Origin of the sequence: Methylobacterium iners, from assembly GCF_022179305.1 — a bacterium.
GTDB classification, from domain to species: Bacteria; Pseudomonadota; Alphaproteobacteria; order Rhizobiales; family Beijerinckiaceae; genus Methylobacterium; species Methylobacterium iners.
The window spans coordinates 1-26586 of record NZ_BPQP01000010.1; the positions used below are offsets into that span (position 1 = coordinate 1).

Here is a 26586-nt window from a genome sequence, read left to right on the forward strand (position 1 = left end):
ACGAAGCTGAACGCTGCCGTCGAGCCCATGGGGGCCGGCAGGGCCTTCACCAAAGATACGACCGGCACGAAGATCGTGCTCAACGGCAGCGCCGACATCGAGTTCGCCGCGCAGATCGATCAGACCTCGCTCGGCTTCGCGTCCGGCTCTGCGCCGGCAGCTAAGTACGGCACCACACAGGCGGCTGGCCTGAGCGGCGATCTGACCGTCAGCGGCGTCAAGGAGCGGGCCAACCTGGCCAAGCAGTATAACAGCCTGCTGACCCAGATCGACCAGCTCGCCAGGGATGCCAGTTTCAACGGCGTCAACCTGCTCTCCAGCAGCGCGGCAACCAACAAGCTGTCCATCGCCTTCAATGAGAAGAACACCTCCAACCTCGACATCCAGGGCGTCGACGCAACCTCCGGCGGCCTTGACCTCAAGGCGATCACCAAGGACTCGGGTGCCACGGCGGACGGCAGGGGCGACTTCCTGCTCGACGACAACATCAAGGCGACGCAAACGAGCCTCACGACGGCCTCGGCGACCCTCCGCTCGCAGGCCTCGACCTTCGGCTCGAACCTGTCGGTGGTGCAGAACCGCCAGGACTTTACAAGGAACATCATCAATGTCCTGGAGACCGGTTCGTCCAAGCTCACCGACGCCGATCTGAACGAGGAGGCTGCGAACTCCCAGGCGCTGACCACCCGTCAGTCGCTGGGTATCTCGGCGCTTTCGCTGGCCAACCAGGCCCAGCAGGGCATCCTCCAGCTCCTCCGCTAAGCGGACCCATCGATCGCGGAGAATGGCCGGGCTTTGCCCCGGCCTTTTTCGTTTTGATCAAAGCGGACTCGAGAAGACATCCGACCGTATCAATAGGGCGTCTCCCATCCATCTACCAGGAACGGATGCGACAAGGCAGGAAAGCCCGAACAGCCGATGTTACTGCGTATCCGGCAACCCTCTCGCTGAAAGCTTTCGTTTGAGACGAGCGAACACCTGTTCCGCTGCTTCGGTGAATACTTCTGCGAAGAAGTTCACGCACTACGCCCTCTATCAACTGCCAACTTCGTTTCTAGTCAGACCTAACGCCCTCTAATACGATTGAAGGGTTGGCGCTCGCGCAGCGGCTTCCATGTAACGACAGGGCCGAGTTCGAGCCCGCAGAGCGCCGCTCCTTGGTAAACGAGGGTGGGCAACCACGACCGCTCCATCAGACGCAGATCATAACCTCGGCTTGCCTCGGTAAGAAGATCGCCGCTTTGAGAGGTCGTCGTTTCTTCCCGTGGACGTCCCGATGTGACGTGTCGTCCGTAGCACCTCCAGGCCTCCGCGCAGACTTGCACGACCTACTCTGAAAACGTGTGCTTCGGCCGTGCGTGGGCTCGTCATATCTGTCCTTCGCCTCGCGGATGCACGCGGAGGATGCAGTGCTTTGTGCAGGATTTTCGCTCGAGGCTGCAGACGCATGACGTAAGAGCGCGAACCAAAACTCGTCGCTCACAGAGACTTAGACAGATGGCTACAACCGTAGAAGCAGAAAGCTTGAGTATAATGCCAGCAACTCACTGAAATTAACATATGTTTCTACATAGGCAGCCACATATTCACATAGATCAATAAATATTGAGACTTGATCAATTTCTCCGACTGCGCATAAAGGTATGTACGTCGACAGGGCCATTGCCTCGGCTTTCTGATCCGTCAGGTGGTGAGGCGATGGTAAAACGTTCGACCAAGACTCCCGTGGGGCCATCCCAAGCCCCTGCATAATCGAGCGAAAACGCCGCGGCTGTGCTCAAGCTTCGGCCGGGCGTGAACTGATGCCGGCGCGATGGAGACGATCCATGACCGACGCTACCTCACGGTGATGCGGCCCGGTCATCCGCTTGGCGTCCGGTCGTCCTGGCCTTTGCAGGGGACTGATGACGCATCGCGACGCGAGGCGGATGTCAGCACCCCCACGCCCGTTCCTCGGGTGCCCGACCTTCTGAGAGGATGCACGATTTGAAGGAAACGATCCTCATCACGGGTGGCGCCGGGTTCATCGGGCGGCATCTGGCCCTGGCGCTGCGCCGCCGCGGCTACGGCGTGCGCATCCTCGACAGCCTGATCGAGCAGGTGCATGGGGCCGGCACGTTGCCGGAGGGAATGGAGGGCAACGTCACCTTCGTCCGAGGCGATGTCCGCGATGGCGAGGCCCTCGCCCGGGCGCTCGAGGGTGTCGGCGCCGTCATTCACCTCGCGGCCGAGGTCGGCGTCGGGCAGAGCATGTACGCCGTCGAGCGCTACGTCTCGGTCAACGATTGCGGCACCGCCGCCCTGTTCCAGAAACTCATCGAGAAGCCCGTGCGCCGCGTCGTCGTGGCCTCCTCCATGAGCATCTACGGCGAGGGTCTCTACCGGGCCGAGGGCGGAACGCTGGTGCAGGATGCGCAGCGCAAGCCGCGCAAGGCCGGAGATCCGTGGGACCCCGTGGACGAAGGAGGCATTCCCCTCGTCCCCGTCCCCACGCCCGAATGGAAGGCCCCGACCCTCGCCTCGGTCTACGCCCTGACGAAATACGTGCAGGAGCGCCTGACGCTGACCTTGAGCCCCGCCTACGGGATGGAGGGCGTCGCCCTGCGCCTCTGGAACGCCTATGGCCCCGGCCAGGCGCTCTCGAACCCCTATACCGGCGTTCTCGCGATCTTCGCCTCGCGGCTCCATAACGGGCAGCCGCCGATGATCTTCGAGGATGGCGAGCAGCGCCGCGACTTCGTCCATGTCGAGGACGTGGCGCAGGCCTTCGTGCTGGCACTGGAGCATCCTGCCGCCCCCGGCAACGTCTACAATGTTGGCAGCGGCGAGGACCGCTCGGTCAGCGAGGTGGCGCGCATCCTCGCGGAGGCGATGGGCCGGTCCGACATCGCGCCGGAGATCACCGGCAAGGGGCGTCTCGGCGACATCCGGCACTGCATCGCCGATATCGGCAAGATCCAGCGCGAGCTCGGCTTCCGGCCGCGGCGCGACTTCGCGCAGGGCGTCGCGGAACTCGCCGCCTGGGTCGCGGACCAGCAGGCGGTGGATCGCGTCGAGCAGGCCCGCAGCGAGCTCGAGATTCGGGGCCTCGTCGCGTGACGGCGAGGGGAGCGCCGGCCACGAAGCGGACCGTCCTGATCACCGGCGGGGCCGGATTCATCGGTTCGAATCTCGCCGACCGGCTCGCGGCCGAGGGCCACCGCGTCATCGTCTACGACGCGCTGACCCGGCCGGGCGTCGAGGCGAATCTCGCTTGGCTGCAGGAGCGACATAAGGAGCGGATCGAGGCCGTCATCGGCGACATCCGGGACGGGGAGCGGCTCGGGGCGTCCGTAGCCGAGGCCGACGCGGTCTTCCACCTCGCCGCACAGGTGGCGGTGACGACGAGCCTGGTCTCGCCGATGGAGGATTTCACGGTCAACCTCGGCGGCACCCTCAACCTCCTCGAAGCGCTGCGGCGCCGGGGCGGCGCGGTGCCACTCCTCTTCGCTTCGACGAACAAGGTCTACGGCAACCTGCCGGACCTGCCGTTGAGCGCCACGAACGATGCCTACGTCCCCGAGGACCGCGCCCTGCGCGAGCGCGGCATCGGCGAGGACAGGCCGCTCGATTTCCACACGCCCTATGGCTGCTCCAAGGGCAGCGCCGACCAATACGTCCTCGACTACGCCCGCAGCTACGGCATTCCCACGGTGGTGATGCGGATGAGCTGCGTCTATGGGCCCCGCCAGATGGGCACGGAGGACCAGGGCTGGGTCGCGCATTTCCTGATCTCGGCGCTCGAAGGCCGGCCGATCAGCATCTACGGCGACGGACGGCAGGTCCGCGACATCCTCCACGTCTCGGATGCGGTGGCGGCCTATCTGGCGGCCTGGGACCGGATCGAGGCGGTAGCGGGCCAAGCCTTCAATCTGGGCGGAGGGCCGGCCAATGCCGTCAGCCTGCGGCAGGTGCTCGCGCAGATCGAAGCGGTGGCCGGGCGCCCCCTCGACCTGCGCTTCTCCGACTGGCGGGCAGGCGACCAGCGCTACTACGTCTCCGATACCCGGAAGATCGCGGCAGCCCTCGGTCTGCCCCCGGCCCTGTCCTGGCGGGAGGGCATCGCCGACCTTGCCGCCTGGCTCTCGCAGGCGCGCGGCCTGAATGGTTCAGCCGGCGACCTCGTCCTGCTGGGAGCGGCCGAATGAGGGTCGCGCTTGTCAACCCGGCCTGGAGCTACCGCAACAGCATCTATTTCGGCTGCCGGGAGCCGCATCTCCCGCTCGAACTCGGCTACGCGAAGGCGCTGCTTCAGGCCGCCGGCCACGATGTGCTGATGGTCGACGCGCATCTCTGCAGCCGGACGAACGAGGACGCCGCCGCGACGGTCGCGGATTTCGCGCCCGCCATGACCGTGGTCGCCACCGCGCCGACCTACCTGTTCTGGCGCTGCGCCCCGCCGGAGCTGCGGGTGCCGCACGACTTCCTCCACGCCCTGAACGGTCGCGGCGGCCGCACCGTCGCGGTCGGCCCGCACGGTTCGGCGACGCCGCGGCCGACGCTGGAGAAGCTCGGCGTCGACGTCGTGGTACGCGGCGAATGCGAAGAGATCGTTCTGCGCCTCGCCGGCGCGGACGACCTGCGCGGGGTCCCGGCGATCGCCTATCGGGAGGGCGGAGGTGCCGTGGTGACGGGCGCGCCCCATTCCGGGCGCTTCATCGACCTGCCCGCCCTGCACTGGCCCGCCGAGTGGATCGCGCGGCACCACCATCACCATCACCGCTTCGACCGGGAGCCCGATGGCCCGGGCGCCGAGGTCGAGGCCTCGCGGGGCTGCCCCTACACCTGCACCTTCTGCGCGAAGCTCGACTTTCGCGACGCCTATCGCCGCCGCGACCTCGCGCATGTTCTGGATGAGATCGACGGGCTGATCGCCCAGGGCGTCACCTACGTCTACTTCATCGACGAGATCTTCCTGCCGCAGAAGCCGCTGCTCGAAGCCCTGGTCTCGCGCGACCTGCGCTTCGGCATCCAGACGCGCATCGACCTCTGGAAGCCCGACATGCTCGACCTGCTCGGGGCGGCGGGCTGCGTCTCGATCGAGGCCGGCGTCGAGAGCCTGACGCCGGAGGGCCGCGCCGCCCTCGACAAGAAGTGCCGCGCCACCACGGACGAACTCGCCGAGCGGCTGATCCATGCCCGGCGCAGCGTGCCCTTCGTCCAGGCGAACCTGATTAAGGTCGCGGGCGACGATCCCGCCCTCGTGGCCGAGTGGCGCGACCGGCTGCGGAGCCGCGGCGTCTGGGCGAACGATCCCGTGCCGCTCTACCCCTATCCGAGCTCGCCGGATTACCGTCACCTCTGGGGCGAGCCCGACGACGAGGCCTGGGAGCGGGCGCACGCGCATTACCTCGGCCAGTTCGACCGGTTCAGCGACATCCAGGAAGAGCGCCCCCTCCCCTTGCGAGAGCTGGAGGCCGCATGCGGGTGCCGGTGAGCGCGATGCCGCGGCATGTCCTGATGAGCGCGGACGCGCTCGGCGGCGTCTGGCAATATGCCTGCGACCTTGCCGGCGGCATCGCCCGCCAGGGGATCGGGGTCACCCTCGCGGTGCTGGGGCCGGCCCCGACCGGAGCCCAGCAGGAGGATGCTGAGGCGACCGGCTGCCGCCTGATCGTGACCGGGCTGCCCCTCGACTGGACGGCCGCCCTCCCTTCCGAGATCGAGGAAGCGGGCGAGACCCTGGCGCGGATCGCCGAGACCCTGGGCGCGGACGTCGTCCACCTGCACAGCCCCGCCTTCGCGGCCGCCGCGGACTTTGCCGTTCCGGTGATCGCCACCTGCCATTCCTGCGTCGCGACCTGGTGGGAGGCCGTCGAGACCGGGCCGCTCCCGCCGGACCTCGCCTGGCGGCGCGACCTCGCCGCCCGCGGCTGCCGCCGGGTCGACGCGCTCCTGGCGCCAAGCGCGGCCTTCGCCAATGCCACCGCCCGGCTCTACGGCCTGCCCTTGGCGCCAGGGGTGATCCATAACGGCCGCCGTCCAGCGAAGCCGGACACTGCGCAAGCGGATCCGGCCCCCTTCGCCTTCACGGCCGGGCGCCTCTGGGACCGAGCAAAGAACCTCGCGGCCCTCGACCGCATCGCTGCCCGGCTTGCGGTCCCGGTTCACGCGGCGGGTCCCGTCGAAGGTCAGAACGGCGAGCGGATCGCCCTTCCCAATCTCCGTCTTCTCGGCCGCCTCGACGACGCGGGCATCGCGCGCCAATTGGCGCAACGGCCCGTCTTCGTAACGCTCGCCCGCTACGAGCCCTTCGGTCTCGCCGTGCTCGAAGCTGCCCAGGCCGGCTGCGCCCTCGTGCTCGCGGACCTGCCGACCTTCCGCGAGTTGTGGGACGGGGCGGCGGTTTTCGCGGACCCGGAGGACGAAGCAGGCACGGCGCGCGTTCTCGACGCCGTCATGGCCGACCCGGAGCGCCGGACCGCGCTCGGGGAGGCCGCTCGCCAGCGCGCCGGCCGCTACAGCGTGGATGCGATGGCCGCAGGCGTGGCAGACACGTTCCGCGCCGTCCTAGCGATGCGCGCAGACGCGTCGCGCAAGGAGGCGGCCGCATGAGGATCGCCTATTTCACCCACTCCCTGGCCTCGTGCTGGAATCACGGCAACGCCCATTTCCTGCGCGGCATCCTGCGCGAGCTGACCGCCCTCGGGCACAGGGTCGAAGCGTTCGAGCCGGAGGGCGCCTGGAGCCTGTCGAACCTCCTGCGCGACCATGGCGAGGCCGGCTTGTCCGCCTACCGCACCAGCTACCCGGAGCTGCGTTCGACCGCCTACGCCGCGGTCGCGCCGACGGTCGAGGCGGTTGCCGGGGCCGACCTCGTCATCGTGCATGAATGGAACGACCCCGCTCTCGTCGCGGCGCTCGGCGCGGCGCGAAAGGGCGGCGCCCGCTACACGCTCCTGTTCCACGACACCCATCACCGGGCCGTGAGCGAGCCGGAGGCGATGAAGGCCTACGATCTCTCCGGCTATGACGGGGTGCTCGCCTTCGGCGAGACCCTGGCCGAGGTCTATCGCGACTGGGGCTGGGGCGCCCGCGTCTTCGTCTGGCACGAGGCGGCCGACACGCGCCTGTTCCGCCCGCTCCCGCAGGAGGACGAGCGACATGGGCTCGTCTGGATCGGCAACTGGGGCGACGACGAGCGCAGCGCCGAACTCGAGACCTACCTGTTCGCTCCGGCCCGCGACGCCGGCCTGCCGCTGGACGTCTACGGCGTTCGTTATCCGGAGGCGGCGCTTGCCACGCTCCGCGCCTACGGCGCGCGCTACCACGGCTGGGCGCCGAACGCGGAGGCGCCCGCCCTCTTCGCCCGCTATCTTGCCACGGTCCATGTGCCGCGGCGCTTCTATGTGGAGCGCCTGCCGGGCATCCCGACGATCCGGGTGTTCGAGGCGCTGGCCTGCGGCATCCCGCTGGTGACCGCGCCCTGGCACGACAGCGAGGAGCTGTTCCGGCCCGGCGACTACCTCGTCGCCGCGAGCGGCCTCGACGTGGAGCGGCACCTGCGTGCGCTACACTCCGATGCCGCCCTGCGCCGCGACATCGTCGACCGGGGCCTCGCCACGATCGAATCCCGCCACACCTGCCGTCACCGCGCCGACGAGCTTCTCGCGATCCTCGCGAGGCTGCGCGGCCCTGCCCTGCCGCAGCCTGCCCTGCCGCAGCCTGCCTTGTCGCAGCCTGCCCTGTCGGAGAGTGCCGCGTGAAGATCGCCTTCTACGGATCGAGCCTGCTGTCGTCCTATTGGAACGGCGCCGCCACCTATTACCGGGGGCTGCTGCGCGACCTCGCGGGGCGCGGCCACAGCGTCACTTTCTACGAGCCGGACGCCTACGACCGGCAGCAGCACCGCGACATCGACCCGCCGGACTACGCCGAGGTCCGGGTCTATCCGGCCACCATCGAGGCGATGCGCGCGGTCGTGGCGGAGGCGGCCGCCGCCGACGTGGTCGTCAAGGCGAGCGGCGTCGGGATCTTCGACGACGAATTGCTGGAGGGCGTCATCGCCGCCTCGCGGCCGGAGGCGATCCGCATCTTCTGGGACGTCGACGCGCCCGCCACCCTGGCCGAACTCGGCGCGAATCCGGGCCATGCCCTGCACCGCGCGATGCCGGCGCTCGACCTCGTCCTCACCTATGGCGGCGGGCCGCCGGTGATCGCTGCCTACGAGGGCTTCGGCGCCCGCCGCTGCGTGCCGATCTACAACGCGCTCGATCCCGACACCCACCATCCCGTCCCGGCCGATCCGCGCTTTGCGGCCGACCTCGCCTTCCTGGGAAACCGCCTGCCCGACCGCGAGGCGCGGGTGGAGACGTTCTTCCTCGACGCTGCGGCGCGGCTGCCCGGGCGCTCCTTCCTGATCGGCGGCAACGGCTGGGAGTCGAAGCCGATGCCGGACAACGTCCGCCATCTCGGCCACGTCTACACGCGCGAGCACAACGCCTTCAACGCGACCCCGCTGGCCGTCCTCAACATCGCCCGCGACAGCATGGCGGCGGTGGGATACTCACCGGCGACCCGCGTCTTCGAGGCGGCCGGCGCCGGCGCCTGCCTCGTCACCGATGCCTGGGTCGGGCTCGACCTGTTCCTGGAGGACGGCGCGGAGGTGCTCGTCGCCCGCGACGGCCGAGACGTCGCCGATCACCTCGCGGCCCTCACCCCCGCCCGCGCACGGGAGATCGGCGAGGCCGCCCGCAGGCGGATCACCTGCGAGCACACTTATGCCCATCGCGGCGCCGAGGTCGATGTCATCCTGCGCGACGAGGCGGCTGCCAAGCGCGAGCGGAGCGCCGCATGATCCCGCTGCGCATCGTCGTTCTGGGCTTGAGCCTTTCGTCCTCCTGGGGGAACGGGCACGCCACCACCTACCGGGCCCTGCTCAGGGCCTTCGCGGCGCGCGGGCACGAGGTTCTCTTCCTCGAACGCGACACGCCCTGGTACGCCGCTCACCGCGACCTGCCGGAGCCGGATTTCTGCCGTCTCGCCTTCTACCGCGACCTCGACGACCTCGACCGCTTCCGGGACGTCATCGCGGCGGCCGACGCCGTCATCCTCGGCTCCTACGTCCCCGACGGCGTCGCGGCCGGCACGCGGGTGCGATCCTGGACGGGAGGGGTCTGCGCCTTCTACGACATCGACACCCCGGTCACCCTGGCCAAGCTCGCGTCCGGGGACCACGAATATCTCGCGCCGGAGCAGATCCCCACCTACGACCTCTATCTCTCCTTCACCGGCGGGCCGACGCTCGGCCGCATCGAGGAGCATTACGGCTCTCCCGCCGCGAGGCAGCTCTACTGCTCCGTCGACCCCGAGGCCTACCCCGCCCTCGACCGCACGAAGCGTTGGGACCTCTCCTATCTCGGCACCTACAGCCCCGACCGGCAGCCGACCCTGACGCGCCTGCTGATCGAGCCCGCGCGCCGGGCGCCGAACCTGCGCTTCGCCGTCGCCGGCCCCCAATACCCGCGCGACCTCGACTGGCCGGCGAACGTCGAGCGCATCGAGCACGTGCCGCCGTCAGGCCACCCGGATTTCTACGCGGCCAGCCGCTACACCCTGAACGTCACCCGCGCCGACATGATCCGGGCCGGCTACAGCCCGAGCGTGCGCCTGTTCGAGGCGGCGTCCTGCGCGACTCCCATCCTCAGCGACCGCTGGGACGGGCTCGAGACCGTGCTCGCCCCAGCCTCCGAGATCCTGCCCGTCGATGCCGCCGCGGACGTCCTCGGCATCCTGAACGGGCAGCCCGAGAGCGAGCGCATCGGCATCGCGCGGGCCGCGCGAGCGAGCGTGCTCGCCCGCCATAGCGCGGCGCACCGGGCCGGCGAGCTCGAAGCGCACTTACGCGAGGCGGCCGCCCGCAAGGGCACGTCGACCGACATCCGCGATGTTCAGGATCGATGGCCGGCCAAGGACTTGCTGAAGGGCGCGGCGAGGGAGAAGTCGTCCATGACGAGAGACAAGGCCTCACGTGTTCTCGTCGCCGGCGGCGCGGGCTTCATCGGCTCGCACTTGATCGACGCGCTGCTCGCGGGTGGGGCGCGGGTGACCTGCCTCGACAACCTCGAGACCGGGCGTCACGCCAACCTCGATCATCTGCGGAAGGAACCGCGCTTCGACTTCATCGAGGCCGACCTCGTCGATCCGTTGCCGAAGCTGCCGCGCTTCGACCGGATCTTCAACCTCGCCTGCCCGGCCTCTCCGCCCCATTACCAGGCCGACCCCATCCACACGATGATGACGAGCGTCATCGGCACGCACCGCCTGTTGGAGCTCACCCGCGACGCCGATGCCCGCTTCCTCCAGGCCTCCACCAGCGAGGTCTACGGCGACCCCGAAATCCACCCCCAGAAGGAGTGCTACTGGGGCAACGTGAACCCGACCGGCCCCCGCGCCTGCTACGACGAGGGCAAGCGCGCGGCCGAGACGCTGGTCTTCGACTTCGAGCGGGTCCACGGCACCGACATCCGCGTCGCGCGCATCTTCAACACCTACGGCGCCCGGATGCGCGCCGATGACGGCCGGGTCGTCTCGAACGTGATCTGCCAGGCGCTCTCGGGCACCGACATCACGATCTACGGCGACGGAAGCCAGACCCGCTCCTTCTGCTACGTCAGCGACCTCGTGGAGGGCCTGATGCGCCTAATGGGGGCCGAGGCCTCGCCCGGCGGCCCCGTGAACCTCGGCAATCCGAGCGAGATCACCGTGGAGGAGCTCGTCGAGCACGTGGTGCGGCTCACCGGCACGGCCTCGCGCCTCGTCACCCGGCCGCTACCCGTGGACGACCCGCGTCGGCGCCGCCCCGACATCGCACGGGCCAAGGCGCTGCTCGGCTGGTCGCCGAAGATCGGTCTCGAAGCGGGCCTGGAGGCGGCCATCGCCTGGTTCTCCAAGGAGATCACGCCGCCGCCATCGGTGCGGTCGCGGCGGCTGGAGAGCGATGTCCTGGCGGCGGGCTGAAGACGCCGGGGGGATGACGGACGCGGGCAGGGAGAGACAGTGATGGGCCGAGCCAAGATTCGAGTCGGCATCGTCGGGGTCGGCAACTGCGCCTCCGCCCTGGTGCAGGGCCTGCACCATTACCGCGGCGTCAACACCGAGGCCGCCGTGCCCGGCCTGATGAACGTGGCGCTCGGCGGCTACCACGTCGACGACATCGAGATCGCCTCGGCCTTCGATGTCAGCGCCGGCAAGGTCGGCCGTGACCTGTCCGAGGCGATCCTGGCGCCGCCCAACAATACCCAGCGTTTCGCCACGGTCCCGCCCTGCGGCGTCACCGTGCAGCGCGGGCCGACGCTGGACGGCATCGGCCGCTACATGCGCGAGGAGATCGAGGAGGCCGACAGCCCACCCGTTGACGTGGCCGCGGCGCTGGAGAGCGCCCGCACCGAGGTGCTGGTCTCCTACCTGCCCGTCGGCTCGCAGGCCGCGACGGAATACTATGCCGGCTGCGCCCTCGATGCGGGCTGCGCCTTCGTCAACTGCATCCCGGTCTTCATCGCCTCCGATCCCGCCTGGCGCCGTCGTTTCGAGCTGCGCGGCCTGCCCCTCGTCGGCGACGACATTAAGAGCCAGGTCGGCGCCACCATCGTCCATCGGATGCTGGCGAACCTGATGCGCGAGCGCGGGGTTCGCCTCGACCGCACCTACCAGCTAAATTTCGGCGGCAATGCCGACTTCAAGAACATGCTCGAGCGCGAGCGCCTGGAATCGAAGAAGCTCTCCAAGACCCGCGCGGTGACGAGCCAGCTCGACGTGCCGCTCGATGCCGACGACATTCATGTCGGGCCGAGCGATCACGTGCCCTGGCTCACCGACCGCAAATGGGCGCATATCCGCCTCGAAGGCACGGCCTTCGGCGGGGTGCCGCTCAACATCGAGCTGAAGCTCGAAGTCTGGGATTCGCCGAACTCGGCCGGCATCGTCATCGACGCGGTGCGCTGCGCCAAGCTCGGCCTCGACCGGGGCATCGGCGGCGCTCTCACCGGCCCGTCGAGCTACTTTATGAAGGCGCCCCCGCGCCAGTTCACCGACAACGAGGCCCGCGAGCGCACGCTCCGCTTCATCGCCGGCGACTCCGACCCCGAGCCGGTCCTCAGAACGGAGGATGCATGAGCCGGGTCTACCTCGTGCGCCACGCCTCGCACGACCGCGTGCACAGCGTCCTGTGCGGGCGCATGCCGGGGGTCGAGCTGAGCGAGGAGGGGCGCCAGGAGGCGCGCGCGCTCGCCCGACGGCTGCTCGGTTGCGGGGCCGAGGCCGTGGTATCGAGCCCCCGCGAGCGGGCGCGGGAGACGGCCTCCCTCGTCGCCGAGGAACTCGGCCTGCCGTTCGAGCTCGCTCCGGACCTCGACGACATCGATTTCGGTGACTGGACCGGGCGCAGCTTCGTCGACCTGGCGGAGGATCCGCTCTGGGCGACCTGGAATGCGGCAAGGTCCACGGTCCGACCGCCCGGCGGCGAGAGCATGGACGAGGCCGGTGCCCGCGCCCTCGGGCTGCTGCGCGAGCTCGCCGGGACGAGCGTGGTCGTGAGCCATTGCGACGTCATCCGCGCCGTCCTGCTCCAGATCCTCGGGCTGCCGATCGATTCCTACGACCGCATCGCGGTGGACCCGGCCTCGCTGAGCATCCTCGACCTCTGGCCCGGCGGCGGGCGGGTCGCGGGCCTCAACGAGCGGCCGGGCGCGGGATGAGGCGGTCATGAAGCTCGTCGTCTTCGGCCTCACCATCAGCTCGTCCTGGGGCAACGGCCACGCCACCCTCTGGCGCGGCCTCGCCCGCGCCATGGCCAAGCGCGGGCACAGCCTCACCTTCTTCGAGCGCGAGGTGCCCTATTACCGCGACCATCGCGACCTCTTCGCGGTCTCGGGCGGAGAGCTCGTGCTCTTCGAGGAGTGGGAGGATGTCCGCCACCGTGCGGCCCGGGCCGTGGCCGAGGCTGATGTCGCGATGGTCACCTCCTATTGCCCCGATGCGGGCCCCGCGACCGAACTCGTCCTCTCCGCGCCGCGGGCTCTGCGCGTGTTCTACGACCTCGACACGCCGGTGACGCTGGCGCATCTGCGCCGGGGCGAGCCGGTCGGCTATATCGGCCCGGACGGGCTCTCTGGCTTCGACCTCGCGCTCAGCTACACCGGCGGGGCGGCCCTCGACGCGCTGAGCGACGAACTCGGGGCGCGGCGCGTCGCGCCCCTGTACGGGCATGTCGACCCGCTGGTGCATCGGCCGGCAGAACGCCTCGATCGGTTCAGGGCCGACCTCTCCTATCTCGGCACCTACGCCGCCGACCGGCAGGCCGGCGTCGACGCCCTGCTGATCGAGCCGGCGCGGCGATCGCCCGAGGGGCGCTTCCTCATCGGCGGGGCGCAATATCCGCCCGACTTCCCGTGGACGCCCAACATCCACTTCGTCCACCACGTGACGCCCCAGGAGCACCCGGCCTTCTTCGCCTCCTCGCGCCTGACGCTCAACGTCACGCGGGCGGCGATGGCCGGGATGGGCTGGTGCCCGTCGGGCCGGCTGTTCGAGGCCAGCGCCTGCGGTGCGGCCGTCCTGAGCGACGCCTGGGATGGACTCGCCGCCTTCTACGAGCCCGGCGAGGAGATCCTGATCGTCCGCTCAGCCGACGACGTATCGGCGGCGCTGGCGCTCTCCGACGCCGAGATCCGGCGCATCGCCGAGGCCGGGCGCGCCCGCACCCTCTCGGACCACACCGCCGCCCATCGCCTGGACGAGCTGGAGCGCGGCCTCGACGCGGCGCGGCGTCCGGCGGCGGAACATGCGCCGCAAGACCGGGAAGAGGTGTGAGATGTGGGGAATCGTGCCCGCGGCCGGCCGCGGCAGCCGCATCCAGCCCCTCGCCTTCTCGAAGGAGCTGCTGCCCGTGGGCGCGCGGCTGCGCGACGGCGCAGAGCGTCCCTGCGCCGTCAGCGAATACCTGGTGGAGCGCATGCTGCGCGGCGGCGCGACGCGGATCTGCTTCGTGATCTCGCCGGGCAAGTCCGACATCGTCGAGTACTATGGAGCCGGCTACGGGCACGTCCCGATCGCCTATGTCGTCCAGCCCCAGGCGAGCGGCCTGTGCGACGCGATCTTCCGCGCCCTCCCCCTGGTCGCGCCGGACGAACCCGTGATCGTCGGGCTGCCGGACACAGTCTGGTTCCCCGAGGACGCCCTGACGGCGCTGCCGGAGGACGCGCTCTCCTTCCTGCTCTTCCCCGTCGATCACCCGGAGCGGTTCGACGCGGTCGTCCTCGATGGCGACGACCGCGTGCGCGAGATCCAGGTGAAGCGGGCCGACGCGACCTCGAACTGGATCTGGGGCGCCTTCAAGATGCCGGGCCGCGTGCTCGGCGACCTGCATGCCCTGTGGCAGGCGCGGCTCTGCACCGACGAGTACATCGGCACCCTCGTCAACGCCTACCTTGCGCAGGGCGGCCGCGCCTTCGGCGTCAGGGCCGGGCGCTCCTACGTCGATGTCGGGACGCTGGACGGTTACCGCTCGGCGCTGGCGCTCCTCGCGGAGTCCGGTCCCGACGGCAGGCCCGAGCGGCTGTCGCTGGGCGGGCCGGCGGCGCATGACGCCTCCCGCTTCTCGCCCGGTCCGTCGATGAGGGGAGATCTCCGCCCATGAGCCTCGATGAGGACGACACGGCGCTTCGCCGCCAGATCGAGTCGCTGGGCGAGTGGTTCCACAACCTCGACCTGAACGGCGTCGCGACCGCCCCCAACCATTTCCTGGGCGATTACCCGCGGGTGAAGTGGCGCTGCTTCGCCGACGCGATCCCTGCCGATCTAACCGGCAAGAGCGTGCTCGACATCGGCTGCAACGGCGGCTTCTACGCCATCGAGATGAAGCGGCGCGGCGCGGCCCGCGTCCTCGGCCTCGATTCCGACGAGCGTTACCTCGCACAGGCCCGTTTCGCCGCGGCCCAGACTGGGCAGGACATCGAGTTCCGCAACCTGTCGGTCTACGACGTCGGGGCGCTGGGGGAGCGGTTCGACGTCGTCCTGTTCATGGGCGTGCTCTACCACCTGCGCCACCCGCTGCTCGCGCTTGACCTCATCCGCGAGCATGTGGCCGACGACCTCCTCGTCTTCCAGTCGATGCAGCGCGGCGCCACGCACGTGGAGCCGGTGGCGGAGGATCGCGACTTCTGGGACGTCGCGCAATTCGATGCGCCGGGCTACCCGAAGCTGCACTTCATCGAGCACCGCTACGCCAACGACTGGACGAACTGGTGGGTGCCCAACCGCGCCTGCACCGAGGCGATGCTGCGCGCCAGCGGCTTTTCCATCGTCGCCCACCCCGAGGACGAGGTCTATGTCTGCCGCACCGCGCCTCTCCCCATGGGCGCCGGCGCGGTCCACCCGGCCCGCCCGCCAGCCGAGGACGAAGGCCCGTGATCGAAGCGGTGATGCTCTGGAACGAGCCGAACAACAAATCGCATTGGGACCCGGAGGTGGACCCGGAATGGGTGCGCTTTTCCGAGATGGCGAAGCTCGCCGGCCAGGCGATCCACGCCGTGAATCCGTCGCTACCGCGGGTGCTCGGCGGCATCTCGCCGATCGATCCCTCCTTCATCCGGCGAATGGAGACGAACGGCGTGCTCGATGCGGTCGACGCGGTCGCCGTCCACGGCTTCCCCCTCGACTGGAACCTCTGGCAGATCCACGAATGGCCGGAGAAGATCACCGAGATCCGCGCGGTCACGAACCTGCCGGTCTGGGTCTCGGAGGTCGGCATCTCGACCTTCGGCGCCGAGGAGGTGCAGCTCTGGGGCCTGAACCGCACCGCCGAGCTCATCGTGGGCCAGGCGCCCCGCATCCACTGGTACAGCCTCTACGACCTGCCTCGCGAGTGGGAGGCGACGACCCGCCACCGCGAGGCGGAGGGCTCCTCCTATTACCGCCACTTCCACATGGGCCTGCTGCGCCAGGACGGCACCCCGAAGCTGGCGCTCGAGGCCTTCGCCAGGCACACCCCGGCGCTCGGCCTTTGCCAGTGGTTCCACTTCGAGGATCACCGCCTCGACGAGGCGGTCGCCTGGATGAAGCGCCTCGGCGTCACCTACCTGCGCACCGGCCTGTCCTGGGCCGACAGCTTCCGCCCGAACGCGCTGGACTGGTTCGACCGCCAGATGGCGGCGCTCGCCGACTTCGACGTCACGGTCACCTTCTGCTTCACGCCCGAGCACCGGGGTCTCGCGCCCCATCACTCCAGCGCGCCGGTCGACCCCGCGGAATTCGCGGCGTTCTGCGCCGCCATGGTGCGCCGCTACGCACCCGGACAGGTCGAACGGGCACGGTAGGCCTCCATGCTGGTCTACGGAGAGACCACGCGCACGCATGACCCGCACGAGAGGCTGGACGGCCTGGCCCAGACCCTTCGCCGGGCGGCGGCCGAGCCGGGGGGCATCCTCCGCCACGAAAGCCTCGTCTGCGCCCTGATCGAGGCCGGCGAGCTCCTGCAGGGCATCGCCGATGCCGACCGCGCGGAGATGGGCCGCGACGCGCTCTCGCCCTCGCAAGCGGCCGCGACGGCGTTGCTGATGCAGATCGCCCATGCGGTCTTGGACTCCTGGCAGCGCGGTTTCGAGGGCGACGTCCCAACCATGGCGGAAAGCCTGAGCGCGCTCGCCGCGATGCCCCTCCCCTCCCGCATCACCACGAAATGGGCCGAGGGCTTCACCTTCTACGCGCTCTATCCCGAGAGCTATGCCCTGGCCGCGGCACGCTCCGGCTTGCCGCCCGAAACCCAGGTCGTCGGCATCCGCAGCATCGGCGCGCCGCTCGGCGCCATAGTCGCCGCCGGCCTGGGCGCGGCGCCTCCCGTGACGGTCCGGCCCGGCGGCCACCCCTTCCGCCGCGAGATCGGCCTCGATGCCGTGCTCTCCGCACGGCTCGCCGGCGCGAAAGCCGCGGGCGCCGCGATCGTGGACGAGGGGCCGGGCCTGTCGGGAAGCTCCTTCGGCGCCGTGGCCGATAGGCTGGAAGGGCTCGGCGTGCCGGAGCACCGCATCGCGCTGTTTCCGAGCCATGCCGGCAGCCCGGGTCCGCAGGCGAGCGAACGCCATCGCGACCGCTGGGGCCGGCTCGCCCGCCACCTCGTCCCGTTCGAGGCGATCGTTCTCGATCCCGAGCGCGGTCTGACGGCCTGGGCCGAGGACCTGATCGGCTCGCTCGACGGCCCCGTCGAGGAGATTTCCGGAGGCGGCTGGCGGCACCGGCATTACGCCGGCGAGGCCGATTGGCCGCCGGTGAACGCGCAAGGTGAACGGCGCAAGTTCCTGTTGCGCGCGCAGGGAGAGACCTGGCTCGCCAGGTTCGCCGGTCTCGGCCGGGCAGGCGCGGACAAGCTCGACCGGGCGACGAGCCTGCACGCGGCGGGCTTCGGGCCGCCGGTCGCCGGCTACCGCCACGGCTTCCTCATCGAGCGCTGGATCGACGGGGCGCTTCCCCTCGACCGCCGCCCGGCGGACCCCGATCGCCTCGTCGACACGCTCGGCCGCTATCTCGGGTTCAGGGCGCGAACCTTCCCGAGCGGACCGGGACGCGGTGCGTCCCTGGCCGATCTCCTGGCGATGGCGCGCCACAACACGGCCGAGTCCCTCGGCCCGGATGCGGCGCGTGCCTTCGATCGCTGGAATCCCGAACAGGTGGAGGCGCTGCAGCGGCGCTCGCATCCCGTCGCTGTCGACGGCCGACTGCAGTCCTGGGAATGGCTTGTCCTGCCCGATGGCCGGCTGCTGAAATCCGACGCCCTCGACCACCATGCCGGGCACGACCTCGTCGGTTGCCAGGACATCGCCTGGGACGTGGCGGGCGCTTGCGAGGAACTCGACCTGTCGCCGGAGGCAAGAGGTGACGTGCAGGCGCGCGTCGCCAGGGAGGCCGGAAGTCCGGTCGATGCCAACCTACTTGAATTGCTGACCCCTTGTTACCTGGCATTCCAGCTCGGCGCCTGGACGATGGCCGCGGGCGCCGCGACGGACCCGGCCGAGGCGGGCCGCATCGACCGCCTCGTGCGGCGCCATGCGCGGCGGCTGGCCCGAGTCCTCGCGGAAGGTGCATCGCGATGACGCCGCATTCCGTCACCGGACGCTGATCAGGAACCGATCCCATGAGCGAGACGCCGGTCGAAGCGGCCCGCTTTCCCGAAAGCCCCACGGCCGGCCTGCCTCCGACGAGCAGCTTCAGCTCCGTGCTCGGCCGCAACATCCACATCCTGCAGGAGCGGCGCCGGGCCGAGCACCGGGCCTCGACGCTGCAGGACCGGATCGCCGCGGCGGTCACCAGGTTCACCGGCAGCATGAGCTTCGTCGCGGTGCACCTCGCCGTCGTCGGGCTCTGGATCGCGGCCAATCTCGGCTGGCTCCCCGGCGTGCCGAAATTCGACGAGAGCTTCGTGATCCTGGCGACCGCCGCCTCGGTCGAAGCGATCTTCCTGTCGACCTTCGTGCTGATCAGTCAGAACCGCGCGGCGGCCGCAGCGGAGTCGCGTGCCGACCTCGACCTGCAGATCAGCCTGCTGGCGGAGCACGAGGTGACGCGGCTGCTGACCTTGACCATGGCGATCGCGGAACGGCTCGGGATCGAGGATGCCCGCGACCCGCAACTCGGCGAGCTTCAGGAGAACGTCGCGCCCGAGAAGGTGCTGGACGAGATCGAGGCGAGCCGCCGGCAGGACCCTTCCGGCCTCGCGTGAGCTGCGCTCACGGCTCGCGGTAGGCGGAGCCGTCCTCGGGCCGGGCGGGATGCTCGACGTAGCGTCCCGTCTTCGGCACGGCCACGACGTCGAAATCCCGGGCGAGGGTGTCGAGGGCGCGACGCATCTCGGGGCCCTGGAGCGGACGGCCATGACCGGTGATCACCCGCTCCGGCGCGAGCTTCGCCAAGGTCTGGACCGAGGCGCGGCCCGCATCCCAGTCGATGGTGAGATACATCGGCGGACCGTGGATCTCGGGCTCCTGCGTGGCGACGGCGTAAGCGGATTCCTGCGCCGTCGTGACGAAGGCGTCGCCCGCGACCAGCATCCGGTCGGCCTCGCGCCAGAGCGAAATGTGCCCCGGCGAATGCCCCGGCGTGTGGATCCAGCGCCAGCCCTCCATCGGCGGCACGCTGCCGTCCTCCGGCAGCAGCCGGAGCCGACCCGACACGTCGACGGGCTTCGTCGGATAGAGGGGCGAGATCCGGCCCATCAGGCCGCCGCCGACGCTCGGGTCGGGCGCCGGATAGGCGGCGCTGCCGTCGAGATAGGGCTTCTCGAGACGATGCGCGTAGACCGGCACGTCCCATTCCTCCGCGACGTCCTCCAGCACGCCGACATGGTCGAAGTGGCCATGGGTCAGCACGATCGCCGAGGGTCGAGCGCCGGCGCCGAAGCGCGCTTCGGCCGCCTCCTTGATCCGCCCCTTCGTCGCCGGCAGGCCGGCATCGATCAGGACCCAGCCGCGATCCCCGGCATTCGGCGGGCCGTAGAACACGACGTTGACGAGGACGAGGCGGCGATAGGCGAGGTCTGGCGTGATCTCATGGACGCCGTCGTCGCGGGCCGCATCGGCGCTCGGATCGTCGGCGCGGGCGTTGCCGCTGACGGGGACTTGCTGGGACATGACGCATGACCCTCCAACCTGGGAGTGGGTGACGGCGCTCAGCCCTGGAACAGGTGCAGGCTGAAGCTCCGCTCCGGATCGAGCCAGAGCGCCACGGGCGACCAGCCGTTCTGAGCGGCCAGCGCCCGGAAGGCGTCCGGATCGTACTTGTGCGAGGTGTCGGTTCGGATGCTCTCACCCGCCTCGAAGGTGATGGTCCGGCCGCCGAGCCGATACGTGGCGGCTCGGCGTGCCACGAGATGCGCCTCTACGCGGAAGGGCTCGTTGCAGATGCGGACGCCGTGACGGAAGTTGCCGAGGTCGAAATCCGCCCCGAGCTCCCGGTTCATCCGCGCAAGCAGATTGAGGTGGAACGCGGCCATCAGCCCATCCGCGCCGCCATAGGCGCGCCGCAGACGATCCTCGTCGCGCGTCGGGTCGGCGCCGACGAGGAACAGGCTCGGCCCAAGGGTCCTGCGTGCCTCCGCCAGGAAGGCGCCGGCCTCCTCCGGACTAAAGTTGCCGATGCTCGTGCCGGGGAAGAAGCCGAGCACGGCCCGCCCGGGTACGCCGGCCGGGAGTTCGACCGCCTTCGAGTAGTCGGCGTGAACCGGCATCATGACGACTGAGGGGTAATCCGGCGCCAGCCGGTGGATCGCGGCGTCGAGGTAATCGCCGGCGATGTCGAGGGCGACGTAAACCGCCGGCCGTTCGAGCGCGTCGAGAAGAGTGCGGATCTTGCGGCTGGCGCCGCTTCCGAACTCGACCACCTTCACCTCCGGCCCGATCCGCCGCGCGACATCCGCCGCCGCTTCGGCGAGGAGGCCCATCTCGCGCCCCGTCGGGTAGTAATCCGGGGCGTGGCAGATCTGGTCGAAAAGGTCCGAGCCCGTCTCGTCCCAGAGGTACTTGCCCGGAAGGATCTTGGGGCTGCGCGTCAGCCCGGCGACGGCGTCGTCCAGGAACTCCGACGATCCGGGCTCGGCCGGAGCGCAGGCCGCCGCCTTGCTCATCGGGTCGCCCGCGATGCGGTCAGAACCACGAGGGCGATGCGCTCGGCGCGGGCGTAGCCCGGTGTGTCGAGCTCCTCGCCGTAGGCGTCGGGATCGAACTCGCGATACGACCAGTCGAGCCCGGCCTTCGAGCAGATCTCGGAGGCCGCATCGCGGAAGAGATCGGCGCCATCGACGATGGGCGAGCCCGTGAACAGCACGAGACTGCCGCCGGGCGCGAGCCGCTCGGTGGCGGTCTGGATGATCCGGAGCGAGAGGTCGGCCCCGAGTTCGCCGCCGCCGTGACGGTAGGCGCGGGCGCCGGGATCGATCATGAAGGGTGGATTCGAGACGATGAGGTCGAAGACCCCTTCCACCTCGCTCAGCATGTCGCTTTGGCGGAACTGGACCCATTCGGTGCCCGCGAGCCGCGCGTTGACGCCGGCGGCGCGAAGAGCCGCGGGGTTGATGTCGACGAGGACGACCTCGGCCTCAGGCGCGCGCTTGGCGACGAGGATGCCGGCGGCGCCGGAGCCGCAGCCGATATCGACGACCCGGCGCGGCGGCGTGCTCCGCTCGGCCAGGTGATCGAGGACGGCCGAGACGAAGCGGACGGTGTCGGGCCCGAAGAACACGGCGTCGGTCGCCGTCGGCGGGTAGGCCGAGTGCATAAAGAGCTCGCCGTCGAGGCTTGAGAGGCGGAGCCTGGCTCGAACCCCCTCGTCCATCTCCTCAAGGGCGTCGGCCCGGCGCATCAGGGCCGTCAGACCCTCCGGCAGAAGATCGTGATCGCCGGGGCGGCTCCAGCCGAGCACGTCGCGCAGGCTGCGCGCCCGCGCATTCTCGGGCCGCGCGTTGACCCGGGCATGGGTGGCGGGGGTGACAGTGGTGAAGGTGTAACCCGTGTCACGGACGGCGCGGGCGACCTCCAGGAGAGCGTCGGGATCGGTCGGGATGCTAGTCATGCGGCTGCTCGCGGGCACCGGGACGGATCGAGGCGTCGTTCACCTGGCGCACGGGCCCGTCGCGATCCTCGGGTCTGGTCGGCGCCTGGGGGGCGAACGGTGCCCCGGTCTGCTCGTCGACGATGAAGGCGCCGGAGCGCAGGTCGGCCGCCACCTGACCCGCGTCCCAGGCCGGGGTGTCGGCCGACCGCTGGAACGGGCAGCTCCAATCCTCCGGGACGGCGCGGCCGCTGAACTGCCGGGCGGCCGAGCGCTCGCCGTGCTGGGCCAGCATCGGGTTGGGCGAGCCGGCCAGCGCGATGTCGCGCTCGACGATGGCGTCCCGCATCCGCTCGTAGCGACCGGCCGCGCGCAGGCGCTCGAACTGGTCGTGCAGGTTAAAGATGAGGCAGGGCGCCTCGAAGCGGCGCGCCATGCGGCTCGCCTGCGGGTGCAGACCGACGATGAAGAACCCCTCCCCGCCGAAGCTCATGGAGAAGCGCGCATCCTCCGGATCGGCGGTGACGCGCGGATCGTAGCTCTGCCCCACGACGCTGTCGCGATCCGACAGGGACTGCATCCGCGACCAGAGCGCCGCCTCGAAACCCTGCTCCGCCAGCTTCCGCGGCCCATCGAAGATGACGGCGAAGCTCTGGAACAGGGCCGGTTCGGCCCGGTAGCCCGCGATGAAGGCGAGGAGGGCGGCGTAGATCCGGGCGTCATCGCGGTCGGACTCGATGTCGCGGGCGACGATGATCCGGATCTTCCCCCGCGACAGCGCGGACTTGGCCCCGACGCAGGGAAACGGCGGGTCGAGAATCAGGCTCCTGAGCCGGTGCGCGAGGGGATGGTCGGCATCGTTGTTCGGCAGCAGCATGGTCACTCGGCACGCAGGGACACGAAGGGAGGGCTGGATTTCCAGCCGAGCGGCTCCGAAAGCTGGACGGCGGGGAAAGACCAGGAACCGCCGAACATCCTCGACCTCGAAAGCCGCTGCGGTAAACTCGGTCTAACTGGCGATGTTCCCTGTGTATCCACAGGCGCCTAAATTAACATAGCTTAATTTCTACGCTTAGCCGTATGATCTATCTTTGTCACATGATCGTCTCATCAATTTATATTGTCGATTGATCTCAGCCTATTACTTGATCGCTTTTCAGGAGGAAATCTCATAGTGAATCGGCTTGAAGGCGTGGTTGTTCGATTGGAGGGCGGAGCACGCCGTCAGACCGATGATGAGGTCGAGCTTGGCCTCAAACACGATCCTGTCACCGGCGCGGCTCAGCGGCGGCCTGACGGCGATCGCGCCGCTCGATCCGTCCACCTCCACGTTCATGAAGACGTTGAACGCCACGGGAATGCGGTCGGGCGGGATGCCGTAGGGCTTCAGCGCGTGGGCGAGGTTGCCGAAGCAGCCGCGGTGGGGCTCCTTGTCCCCGTAGATGATGCGGAAGGTGTCGGCCGAGCAGGGCGTCAGCAGGAAGTCGTGGCGCCCGACCGTGTCCTCGACGATCTCGAGGAGCACGTTGCTGCGGTTGGAGTAGAGGGGGTCGCCGGTGGTGAGGAAGATGCGCGAGGCGTAGTCGATGGTCCGGCCCGACGAGATGACCTCGTCGATGTCGTCGGCCCTGAAGGCGACGAGGTCCGCCACCTGCTCGCCGCAGGGATCGATCACGGTCAGGCGCTGCCCCCGCGCGAGCGTGAAGGCGGTCCCGGACCGGGGCGGAATGACGTTGGCCATCGTGACACCTTCTCCTTGCGCCTGACCCCGGGCGATCCTTTAGCGAGCTCTCCGGGTCCTGCCCTAACACTCGGCAACCCGCGGTCGGCGAGGCCGTGGCCAAATGTCCCTCGGCCGGCGGGGTCCGCCTGATGGACGCTCGGTCGGAGCTCCGGGCGCATGCCGCGGAGCTGACGCTGCGCGGGCTGCTGCTCGGGGCCGTGATCACCGTCGTGTTCATGACGGCCAACCTCTATCTCGGCCTCAAGACGGGGGTGACCTTCTCGACCTCGATCCCGGCCGCGATCCTGGCGATCGGGCTGCTGGGGCTCGTCGGCGGCGGCAGCCTTCTCGAGAGCAACATCGTCCAGACCCAGGCCTCGGCCGCGGGGACGCTGTGCAACGTCATCCTGGTGATCCCCGGGCTGGTGCTCGTCGGGCACTGGCACGGCTTCCCGTTCTGGCAGACGACCGGGATCTGCCTGATCGGCGGCCTGCTCGGCGTCGCCTACTCGATCCCGCTGCGCCGGGCGCTGGTCCTCCGCGCCGGCCTCCCCTTCCCCGAAGGCGTGGCCGCGGCCGAGGTGCTGCATGCCGGCGAGCGGCGCGACGGCGGCGGCCTCCGGGCGCTGCTCTGGGCCGCGGCGGGCTCAGGGCTGGTGGGCCTCTCGACGGCGGGCTTCAAGCTCCTGGCCGAGGGGATGCACGCCACCGTCGCGGCCGGCTCGGCCCTGTTTCGCGTCGGCATCGGCTTCTCCCTCGCGCTCTTCGGCGTCGGCTACCTCGTCGGCATCGGCGCCTGCCTGGCGCTGCTCGTCGGCGTCGCGATCGCCTGGGGCGCGGCCGTTCCCCTCCTGACCGCCCTGGGCGAGGGACCGGGCGGCGCGCCCGACGCCGCGGCGCGGGCGGTGTGGTCGGGCCAGGTCCGGCTCATCGGCGCCGGCATCATCGCGGTCGGCGCGGTCTGGACCGTGGCGACCCTGGCCCGCCCCGTCGGCGCCAGCATCGGCGCGGCATTCGCGGCCTCGCGCGGTCCCGCGGGCGTGGACCTGCCCCGCGAGGAGCGCGACCTCCCGATCGGCTGGATCGCCGGCGGGGCGGCGTTCCTGACGCTGCCCCTCGCCTGGCTGTTCGGCGGCTTCGCGGCCGATGCCGAGCTCGGCCGCCTCCTGCCCGTCCTGATCGGCGTGGCGACGCTCTTCGCCGTCCTGTTCGGGTTCCTGATGGCCTCGGCCTGCGGCTACCTCGCGGGGCTCCTGGGCTCGTCGAGCAGCCCGATCTCCGGGATCGGCATCCTCACGACGATGATCACGGCGCTGCTCATCCCCCTGGTCATCGGCCGGGAAGCCGGCCCCGAGGGCGACCGCTTCGTGATCGCCTTCGCCCTGCTCGCGGCCTCGGTCATCGTCACCGTGGCCTCCATCGCCAACGACAACCTGCAGGACCTCAAGACCGGGCAGATGGTCGGCGCGACGCCCTGGTGCCAGCAGCTGGCTCTCATCGCCGGCGTCTGCGTCGGCGCCGCCGTGATCGCGCCGCTCCTCTCGGTGCTCTACAACGCCTACGGCTTCGTCGGCGCCCTGCCCCGCGAGGGCATGGACCCGGCCAACGCCCTGCCCGCCCCGCAGGCCGCGCTGATGGCGCAGATCGCCGGCGGCATCGTCCACGGCGAGCTGCCCTGGCGCATGGTGCTGATCGGCGCGGGCCTCGGCGCCGTCTTCGTCGCCCTGGAGGCCTGGCTGCGCCCCCGCGGGATCTCCTTCCCCGCCCTCACGGTGGGGATCGGCATCTACCTGCCGCTGGAGGTCGTGGTAACGATCGCCTGCGGCGGCCTCGTCGGCTGGCTGACCGAGCGCCGGCTGCGCGCCGCGAAGGCCGACGCGGAAGCGCCGCGGCGGCGGGGCGTGCTGCTGGCCTCGGGCTTCCTCGTCGGCGAGAGCATCGTCGGCGTCCTGCTCGCGACCCTCGACACGCTGCTCGGCCGCAGCTCGGGCCTGGTGCTGTCGGGTCCGGGCGCCCTGGTCAGCCCGACCTGGCTCGGGCTCATCATTTTTCTAAGTGCGATGGCCCTGTTCTACCGCCTTGTGGTGCGGGCCCGCTGATAGCGGCTCACTGGAAAGCGCAAGGGCACAGTAGGGCTCAGGAGCGCGACCTGGCGGTGAACTTTTTTGCCGAGCTTCCGGGCGCGCCTGGAGCGTTCGAGGGTAACGAGGCGGGTGGAAGCAGGCGCCTTCTTCGTAGATTAACGTCCTTCGGAACACAGGGAGGATCGTTCAAGCGGTTGCGCGGTTTCGATCCTGGCCGACGACCGGCCAGGATCACGCGATAGCTTGACAACATACCGAAGAGCGACTGGTTCTTCTTCTCTAACCTGCCGCTGGGTTCTCGGAAAAATCCGGAACGGTCCGTCCGAACTCCGCGTTGCTGGCTCTCCTAAAGGGAGGAAACATCCATGAAACGCCTCTCGATTGCCGTGGTGACCACGTTTGCCCTCGCCGGAGCTGCCCTCGCCGCCGAGCAGGGTGCCTCGTCGAAGGCACCGGGACAGCAGATGCAGGAAAAGGGCAGCGTGCCTGGCAGCCCGGGTGCATCGGGCTACGCACCCGGTCAGGAGAAGAAATCTGACACCACCGGCTCGACCTCTGGAAGCGGTCAGTCAAGGGACATGAGCTCAGGCAACTCTGGTTCACCGACCCGGCGCTGAGCCAAATATGGCTCAGCATTCTTGCTAGCCTGAATATATTGGGCGCTCCCTCAGGGGCGCCCACCTTTATTTACAATTTCTTAGACACGTGTCGATGCTTACAAAATTAGGTCAAATTTTGAACGTCAGCTTTTAGGAACATAATAAGTCCGGGACATTTCACTCAAAGTGCAAAGCGGCATCTTGCTTTCGATCAGCTCAATGAAGCGCTCAGCGGAAGTTGCTATTGGATAATTCTGCTCGACTGCTTTCAACCAAAGGTCTGGATAGTACCTACAAAAATTTCCTAGCATATACAAAGCTAAGTAAATATAGCAAAAATCATTTTGAGGTGTTTCATTCCTGCAAAACACAACCTCGTCCTCATGAGTGTTACAACAGTCGGGCGTCTTAGCTACTGGGAAGCCAAAACTATCTGATCTAATTTGAATATGGCCGCCATTTCCAAACTCCGCAAAATCGAAATTATCAGGGTTGGGCCGCACCATCTTGAATCTGTTGAGAACCGAGTTTAAGTTGTATTGGGTTGTGAGATTTATGATTAGATCTATTTGCATTAAGCCGTTGAAGTAACGGCTTAATGCAAATAGAT

General features: G+C 69.2%; 23 protein-coding genes and 2 pseudogenes. 19 read left to right on the forward strand and 6 right to left on the reverse strand.

Features of this window, described 5'->3' with window-relative positions; all coding sequences use genetic code 11:
- The 17 genes and pseudogenes from MFF55_RS03835 to MFF55_RS03915 all read left to right on the forward strand — a co-directional run.
- Nucleotides 1-762: flagellin (locus tag MFF55_RS03835; protein ID WP_283206697.1), on the forward strand; the 762-nt coding region annotated here is incomplete at its 5' end.
- A 1224-nt stretch (nucleotides 763-1986) separates the two neighbouring features.
- Complete coding sequence (locus tag MFF55_RS03840; protein WP_238242763.1) at nucleotides 1987-3099, forward strand: NAD-dependent epimerase/dehydratase family protein; 1113 nt, start codon at nucleotides 1987-1989, stop codon at nucleotides 3097-3099.
- The gene (locus tag MFF55_RS03845) at nucleotides 3096-4187 is read left to right on the forward strand and encodes an SDR family NAD(P)-dependent oxidoreductase (protein WP_238242764.1); all 1092 of its coding nucleotides are present in this window, start codon (nucleotides 3096-3098) and stop codon (nucleotides 4185-4187) included. The genes MFF55_RS03840 and MFF55_RS03845 overlap by 4 nt, the downstream gene beginning before the upstream one ends.
- Entirely contained in the window at nucleotides 4184-5476 is a 1293-nt protein-coding gene (locus MFF55_RS03850; protein ID WP_238242765.1) for a TIGR04295 family B12-binding domain-containing radical SAM protein, read from the forward strand. The genes MFF55_RS03845 and MFF55_RS03850 overlap by 4 nt, the downstream gene beginning before the upstream one ends.
- Nucleotides 5461-6594 (forward strand): glycosyltransferase family 4 protein, encoded by a 1134-nt coding sequence (locus MFF55_RS03855; protein ID WP_238242766.1) that lies wholly within the window; start codon nucleotides 5461-5463, stop codon nucleotides 6592-6594. The genes MFF55_RS03850 and MFF55_RS03855 overlap by 16 nt, the downstream gene beginning before the upstream one ends.
- On the forward strand, nucleotides 6591-7745 hold the full coding sequence (locus tag MFF55_RS03860; RefSeq protein WP_238242767.1) for a CgeB family protein: 1155 nt from the start codon (nucleotides 6591-6593) through the stop codon (nucleotides 7743-7745). The genes MFF55_RS03855 and MFF55_RS03860 overlap by 4 nt, the downstream gene beginning before the upstream one ends.
- The gene (locus MFF55_RS03865; protein WP_238242768.1) at nucleotides 7742-8836 is read left to right on the forward strand and encodes a CgeB family protein; all 1095 of its coding nucleotides are present in this window, start codon (nucleotides 7742-7744) and stop codon (nucleotides 8834-8836) included. Before MFF55_RS03860 ends, MFF55_RS03865 begins: the two co-directional genes overlap by 4 nt.
- Nucleotides 8833-9900: pseudogene (locus MFF55_RS03870) on the forward strand (CgeB family protein); the annotation flags it as partial. The gene MFF55_RS03865 and the pseudogene MFF55_RS03870, both read left to right, overlap by 4 nt.
- A gap of 87 nt (nucleotides 9901-9987) precedes the next feature.
- A complete protein-coding gene (locus MFF55_RS03875; RefSeq protein ID WP_238242785.1) occupies nucleotides 9988-10998 on the forward strand; it encodes a UDP-glucuronic acid decarboxylase family protein in 1011 nt (336 codons plus the stop codon).
- Between the two features lie 42 nt (nucleotides 10999-11040).
- Complete coding sequence (locus MFF55_RS03880) at nucleotides 11041-12153, forward strand: inositol-3-phosphate synthase (protein WP_238242769.1); 1113 nt, start codon at nucleotides 11041-11043, stop codon at nucleotides 12151-12153.
- On the forward strand, nucleotides 12150-12734 hold the full coding sequence (locus MFF55_RS03885) for a histidine phosphatase family protein (protein ID WP_238242770.1): 585 nt from the start codon (nucleotides 12150-12152) through the stop codon (nucleotides 12732-12734). The genes MFF55_RS03880 and MFF55_RS03885 overlap by 4 nt, the downstream gene beginning before the upstream one ends.
- Nucleotides 12735-12741: 7 nt before the next feature.
- Nucleotides 12742-13848 carry a CgeB family protein gene (locus tag MFF55_RS03890; protein WP_238242771.1) on the forward strand — a complete coding sequence of 369 codons (1107 nt, stop codon included), beginning with the start codon at nucleotides 12742-12744 and terminating at the stop codon, nucleotides 13846-13848.
- A gap of 1 nt (nucleotide 13849) precedes the next feature.
- Complete coding sequence (locus MFF55_RS03895; RefSeq protein ID WP_238242772.1) at nucleotides 13850-14674, forward strand: nucleotidyltransferase family protein; 825 nt, start codon at nucleotides 13850-13852, stop codon at nucleotides 14672-14674.
- Nucleotides 14671-15447 carry a TIGR04290 family methyltransferase gene (locus tag MFF55_RS03900; protein ID WP_238242773.1) on the forward strand — a complete coding sequence of 259 codons (777 nt, stop codon included), beginning with the start codon at nucleotides 14671-14673 and terminating at the stop codon, nucleotides 15445-15447. Before MFF55_RS03895 ends, MFF55_RS03900 begins: the two co-directional genes overlap by 4 nt.
- Nucleotides 15444-16352, forward strand: coding sequence for a glycoside hydrolase 5 family protein (locus MFF55_RS03905; protein ID WP_238242774.1), 909 nt, complete (start codon nucleotides 15444-15446; stop codon nucleotides 16350-16352). The genes MFF55_RS03900 and MFF55_RS03905 overlap by 4 nt, the downstream gene beginning before the upstream one ends.
- A gap of 6 nt (nucleotides 16353-16358) precedes the next feature.
- A complete protein-coding gene (locus tag MFF55_RS03910) occupies nucleotides 16359-18122 on the forward strand; it encodes a hypothetical protein (protein WP_238242775.1) in 1764 nt (587 codons plus the stop codon).
- A 41-nt stretch (nucleotides 18123-18163) separates the two neighbouring features.
- Nucleotides 18164-18748, forward strand: a complete 585-nt coding sequence (locus tag MFF55_RS03915; protein ID WP_238242776.1) for a DUF1003 domain-containing protein — start codon at nucleotides 18164-18166, stop codon at nucleotides 18746-18748.
- Between the two features lie 7 nt (nucleotides 18749-18755).
- Here MFF55_RS03915 and MFF55_RS03920 read toward each other — a convergent pair whose 3' ends face one another.
- The 5 genes and pseudogenes from MFF55_RS03920 to MFF55_RS03940 all read right to left on the reverse strand — a co-directional run bounded on the left by MFF55_RS03920 (nucleotide 18756) and on the right by MFF55_RS03940 (nucleotide 23311).
- The gene (locus MFF55_RS03920; protein ID WP_238242777.1) at nucleotides 18756-19655 is read right to left on the reverse strand and encodes an MBL fold metallo-hydrolase; all 900 of its coding nucleotides are present in this window, start codon (nucleotides 19653-19655) and stop codon (nucleotides 18756-18758) included.
- Between the two features lie 38 nt (nucleotides 19656-19693).
- Entirely contained in the window at nucleotides 19694-20647 is a 954-nt protein-coding gene (gene egtD / locus MFF55_RS03925) for an L-histidine N(alpha)-methyltransferase (RefSeq protein WP_238242778.1), read from the reverse strand.
- The gene (locus MFF55_RS03930; protein ID WP_238242779.1) at nucleotides 20644-21591 is read right to left on the reverse strand and encodes a class I SAM-dependent methyltransferase; all 948 of its coding nucleotides are present in this window, start codon (nucleotides 21589-21591) and stop codon (nucleotides 20644-20646) included. Before MFF55_RS03930 ends, egtD begins: the two co-directional genes overlap by 4 nt.
- A 103-nt stretch (nucleotides 21592-21694) precedes the next feature.
- Nucleotides 21695-22447 (reverse strand): annotated as a pseudogene (gene gntA / locus MFF55_RS03935) (guanitoxin biosynthesis heme-dependent pre-guanitoxin N-hydroxylase GntA); the annotation flags it as partial.
- Between the two features lie 279 nt (nucleotides 22448-22726).
- A complete protein-coding gene (locus MFF55_RS03940) occupies nucleotides 22727-23311 on the reverse strand; it encodes a DUF1989 domain-containing protein (RefSeq protein ID WP_238242781.1) in 585 nt (194 codons plus the stop codon).
- A 131-nt stretch (nucleotides 23312-23442) separates the two neighbouring features.
- Between MFF55_RS03940 and MFF55_RS03945 the strand changes: the two genes are divergently transcribed.
- Nucleotides 23443-25392, forward strand: a complete 1950-nt coding sequence (locus tag MFF55_RS03945; RefSeq protein WP_238242782.1) for an OPT family oligopeptide transporter — start codon at nucleotides 23443-23445, stop codon at nucleotides 25390-25392.
- Between the two features lie 350 nt (nucleotides 25393-25742).
- Nucleotides 25743-25994: a hypothetical protein gene (locus MFF55_RS03950; RefSeq protein ID WP_238242783.1), complete on the forward strand. Its 252-nt coding sequence runs from the start codon at nucleotides 25743-25745 to the stop codon at nucleotides 25992-25994.
- Between the two features lie 125 nt (nucleotides 25995-26119).
- Here MFF55_RS03950 and MFF55_RS03955 read toward each other — a convergent pair.
- The coding region (locus tag MFF55_RS03955) for a YaaC family protein (RefSeq protein WP_238242784.1) at nucleotides 26120-26586 on the reverse strand (467 nt) is incomplete at its 5' end.

Bases quoted from the DNA above. Each gene is read 5' to 3' on its own strand.
- MFF55_RS03850 (WP_238242765.1), top strand. From the start codon at position 4,184: ATGAGGGTCGCGCTTGTCAACCCGGCCTGGAGCTACCGCAACAGCATC.
- MFF55_RS03855 (WP_238242766.1), top strand. From the start codon at position 5,461: ATGCGGGTGCCGGTGAGCGCGATGCCGCGGCATGTCCTGATGAGCGCG.
- MFF55_RS03860 (WP_238242767.1), top strand. From the start codon at position 6,591: ATGAGGATCGCCTATTTCACCCACTCCCTGGCCTCGTGCTGGAATCAC.
- MFF55_RS03875 (WP_238242785.1), top strand. From the start codon at position 9,988: ATGACGAGAGACAAGGCCTCACGTGTTCTCGTCGCCGGCGGCGCGGGC.
- MFF55_RS03880 (WP_238242769.1), top strand. From the start codon at position 11,041: ATGGGCCGAGCCAAGATTCGAGTCGGCATCGTCGGGGTCGGCAACTGC.
- MFF55_RS03885 (WP_238242770.1), top strand. From the start codon at position 12,150: ATGAGCCGGGTCTACCTCGTGCGCCACGCCTCGCACGACCGCGTGCAC.
- MFF55_RS03890 (WP_238242771.1), top strand. From the start codon at position 12,742: ATGAAGCTCGTCGTCTTCGGCCTCACCATCAGCTCGTCCTGGGGCAAC.
- MFF55_RS03895 (WP_238242772.1), top strand. From the start codon at position 13,850: ATGTGGGGAATCGTGCCCGCGGCCGGCCGCGGCAGCCGCATCCAGCCC.
- MFF55_RS03900 (WP_238242773.1), top strand. From the start codon at position 14,671: ATGAGCCTCGATGAGGACGACACGGCGCTTCGCCGCCAGATCGAGTCG.
- MFF55_RS03910 (WP_238242775.1), top strand. From the start codon at position 16,359: ATGCTGGTCTACGGAGAGACCACGCGCACGCATGACCCGCACGAGAGG.
- MFF55_RS03915 (WP_238242776.1), top strand. From the start codon at position 18,164: ATGAGCGAGACGCCGGTCGAAGCGGCCCGCTTTCCCGAAAGCCCCACG.
- MFF55_RS03920 (WP_238242777.1), bottom strand. From the start codon at position 19,655: ATGTCCCAGCAAGTCCCCGTCAGCGGCAACGCCCGCGCCGACGATCCG.
- egtD (WP_238242778.1), bottom strand. From the start codon at position 20,647: ATGAGCAAGGCGGCGGCCTGCGCTCCGGCCGAGCCCGGATCGTCGGAG.
- MFF55_RS03930 (WP_238242779.1), bottom strand. From the start codon at position 21,591: ATGACTAGCATCCCGACCGATCCCGACGCTCTCCTGGAGGTCGCCCGC.
- MFF55_RS03940 (WP_238242781.1), bottom strand. From the start codon at position 23,311: ATGGCCAACGTCATTCCGCCCCGGTCCGGGACCGCCTTCACGCTCGCG.
- MFF55_RS03945 (WP_238242782.1), top strand. From the start codon at position 23,443: ATGGACGCTCGGTCGGAGCTCCGGGCGCATGCCGCGGAGCTGACGCTG.
- MFF55_RS03950 (WP_238242783.1), top strand. From the start codon at position 25,743: ATGAAACGCCTCTCGATTGCCGTGGTGACCACGTTTGCCCTCGCCGGA.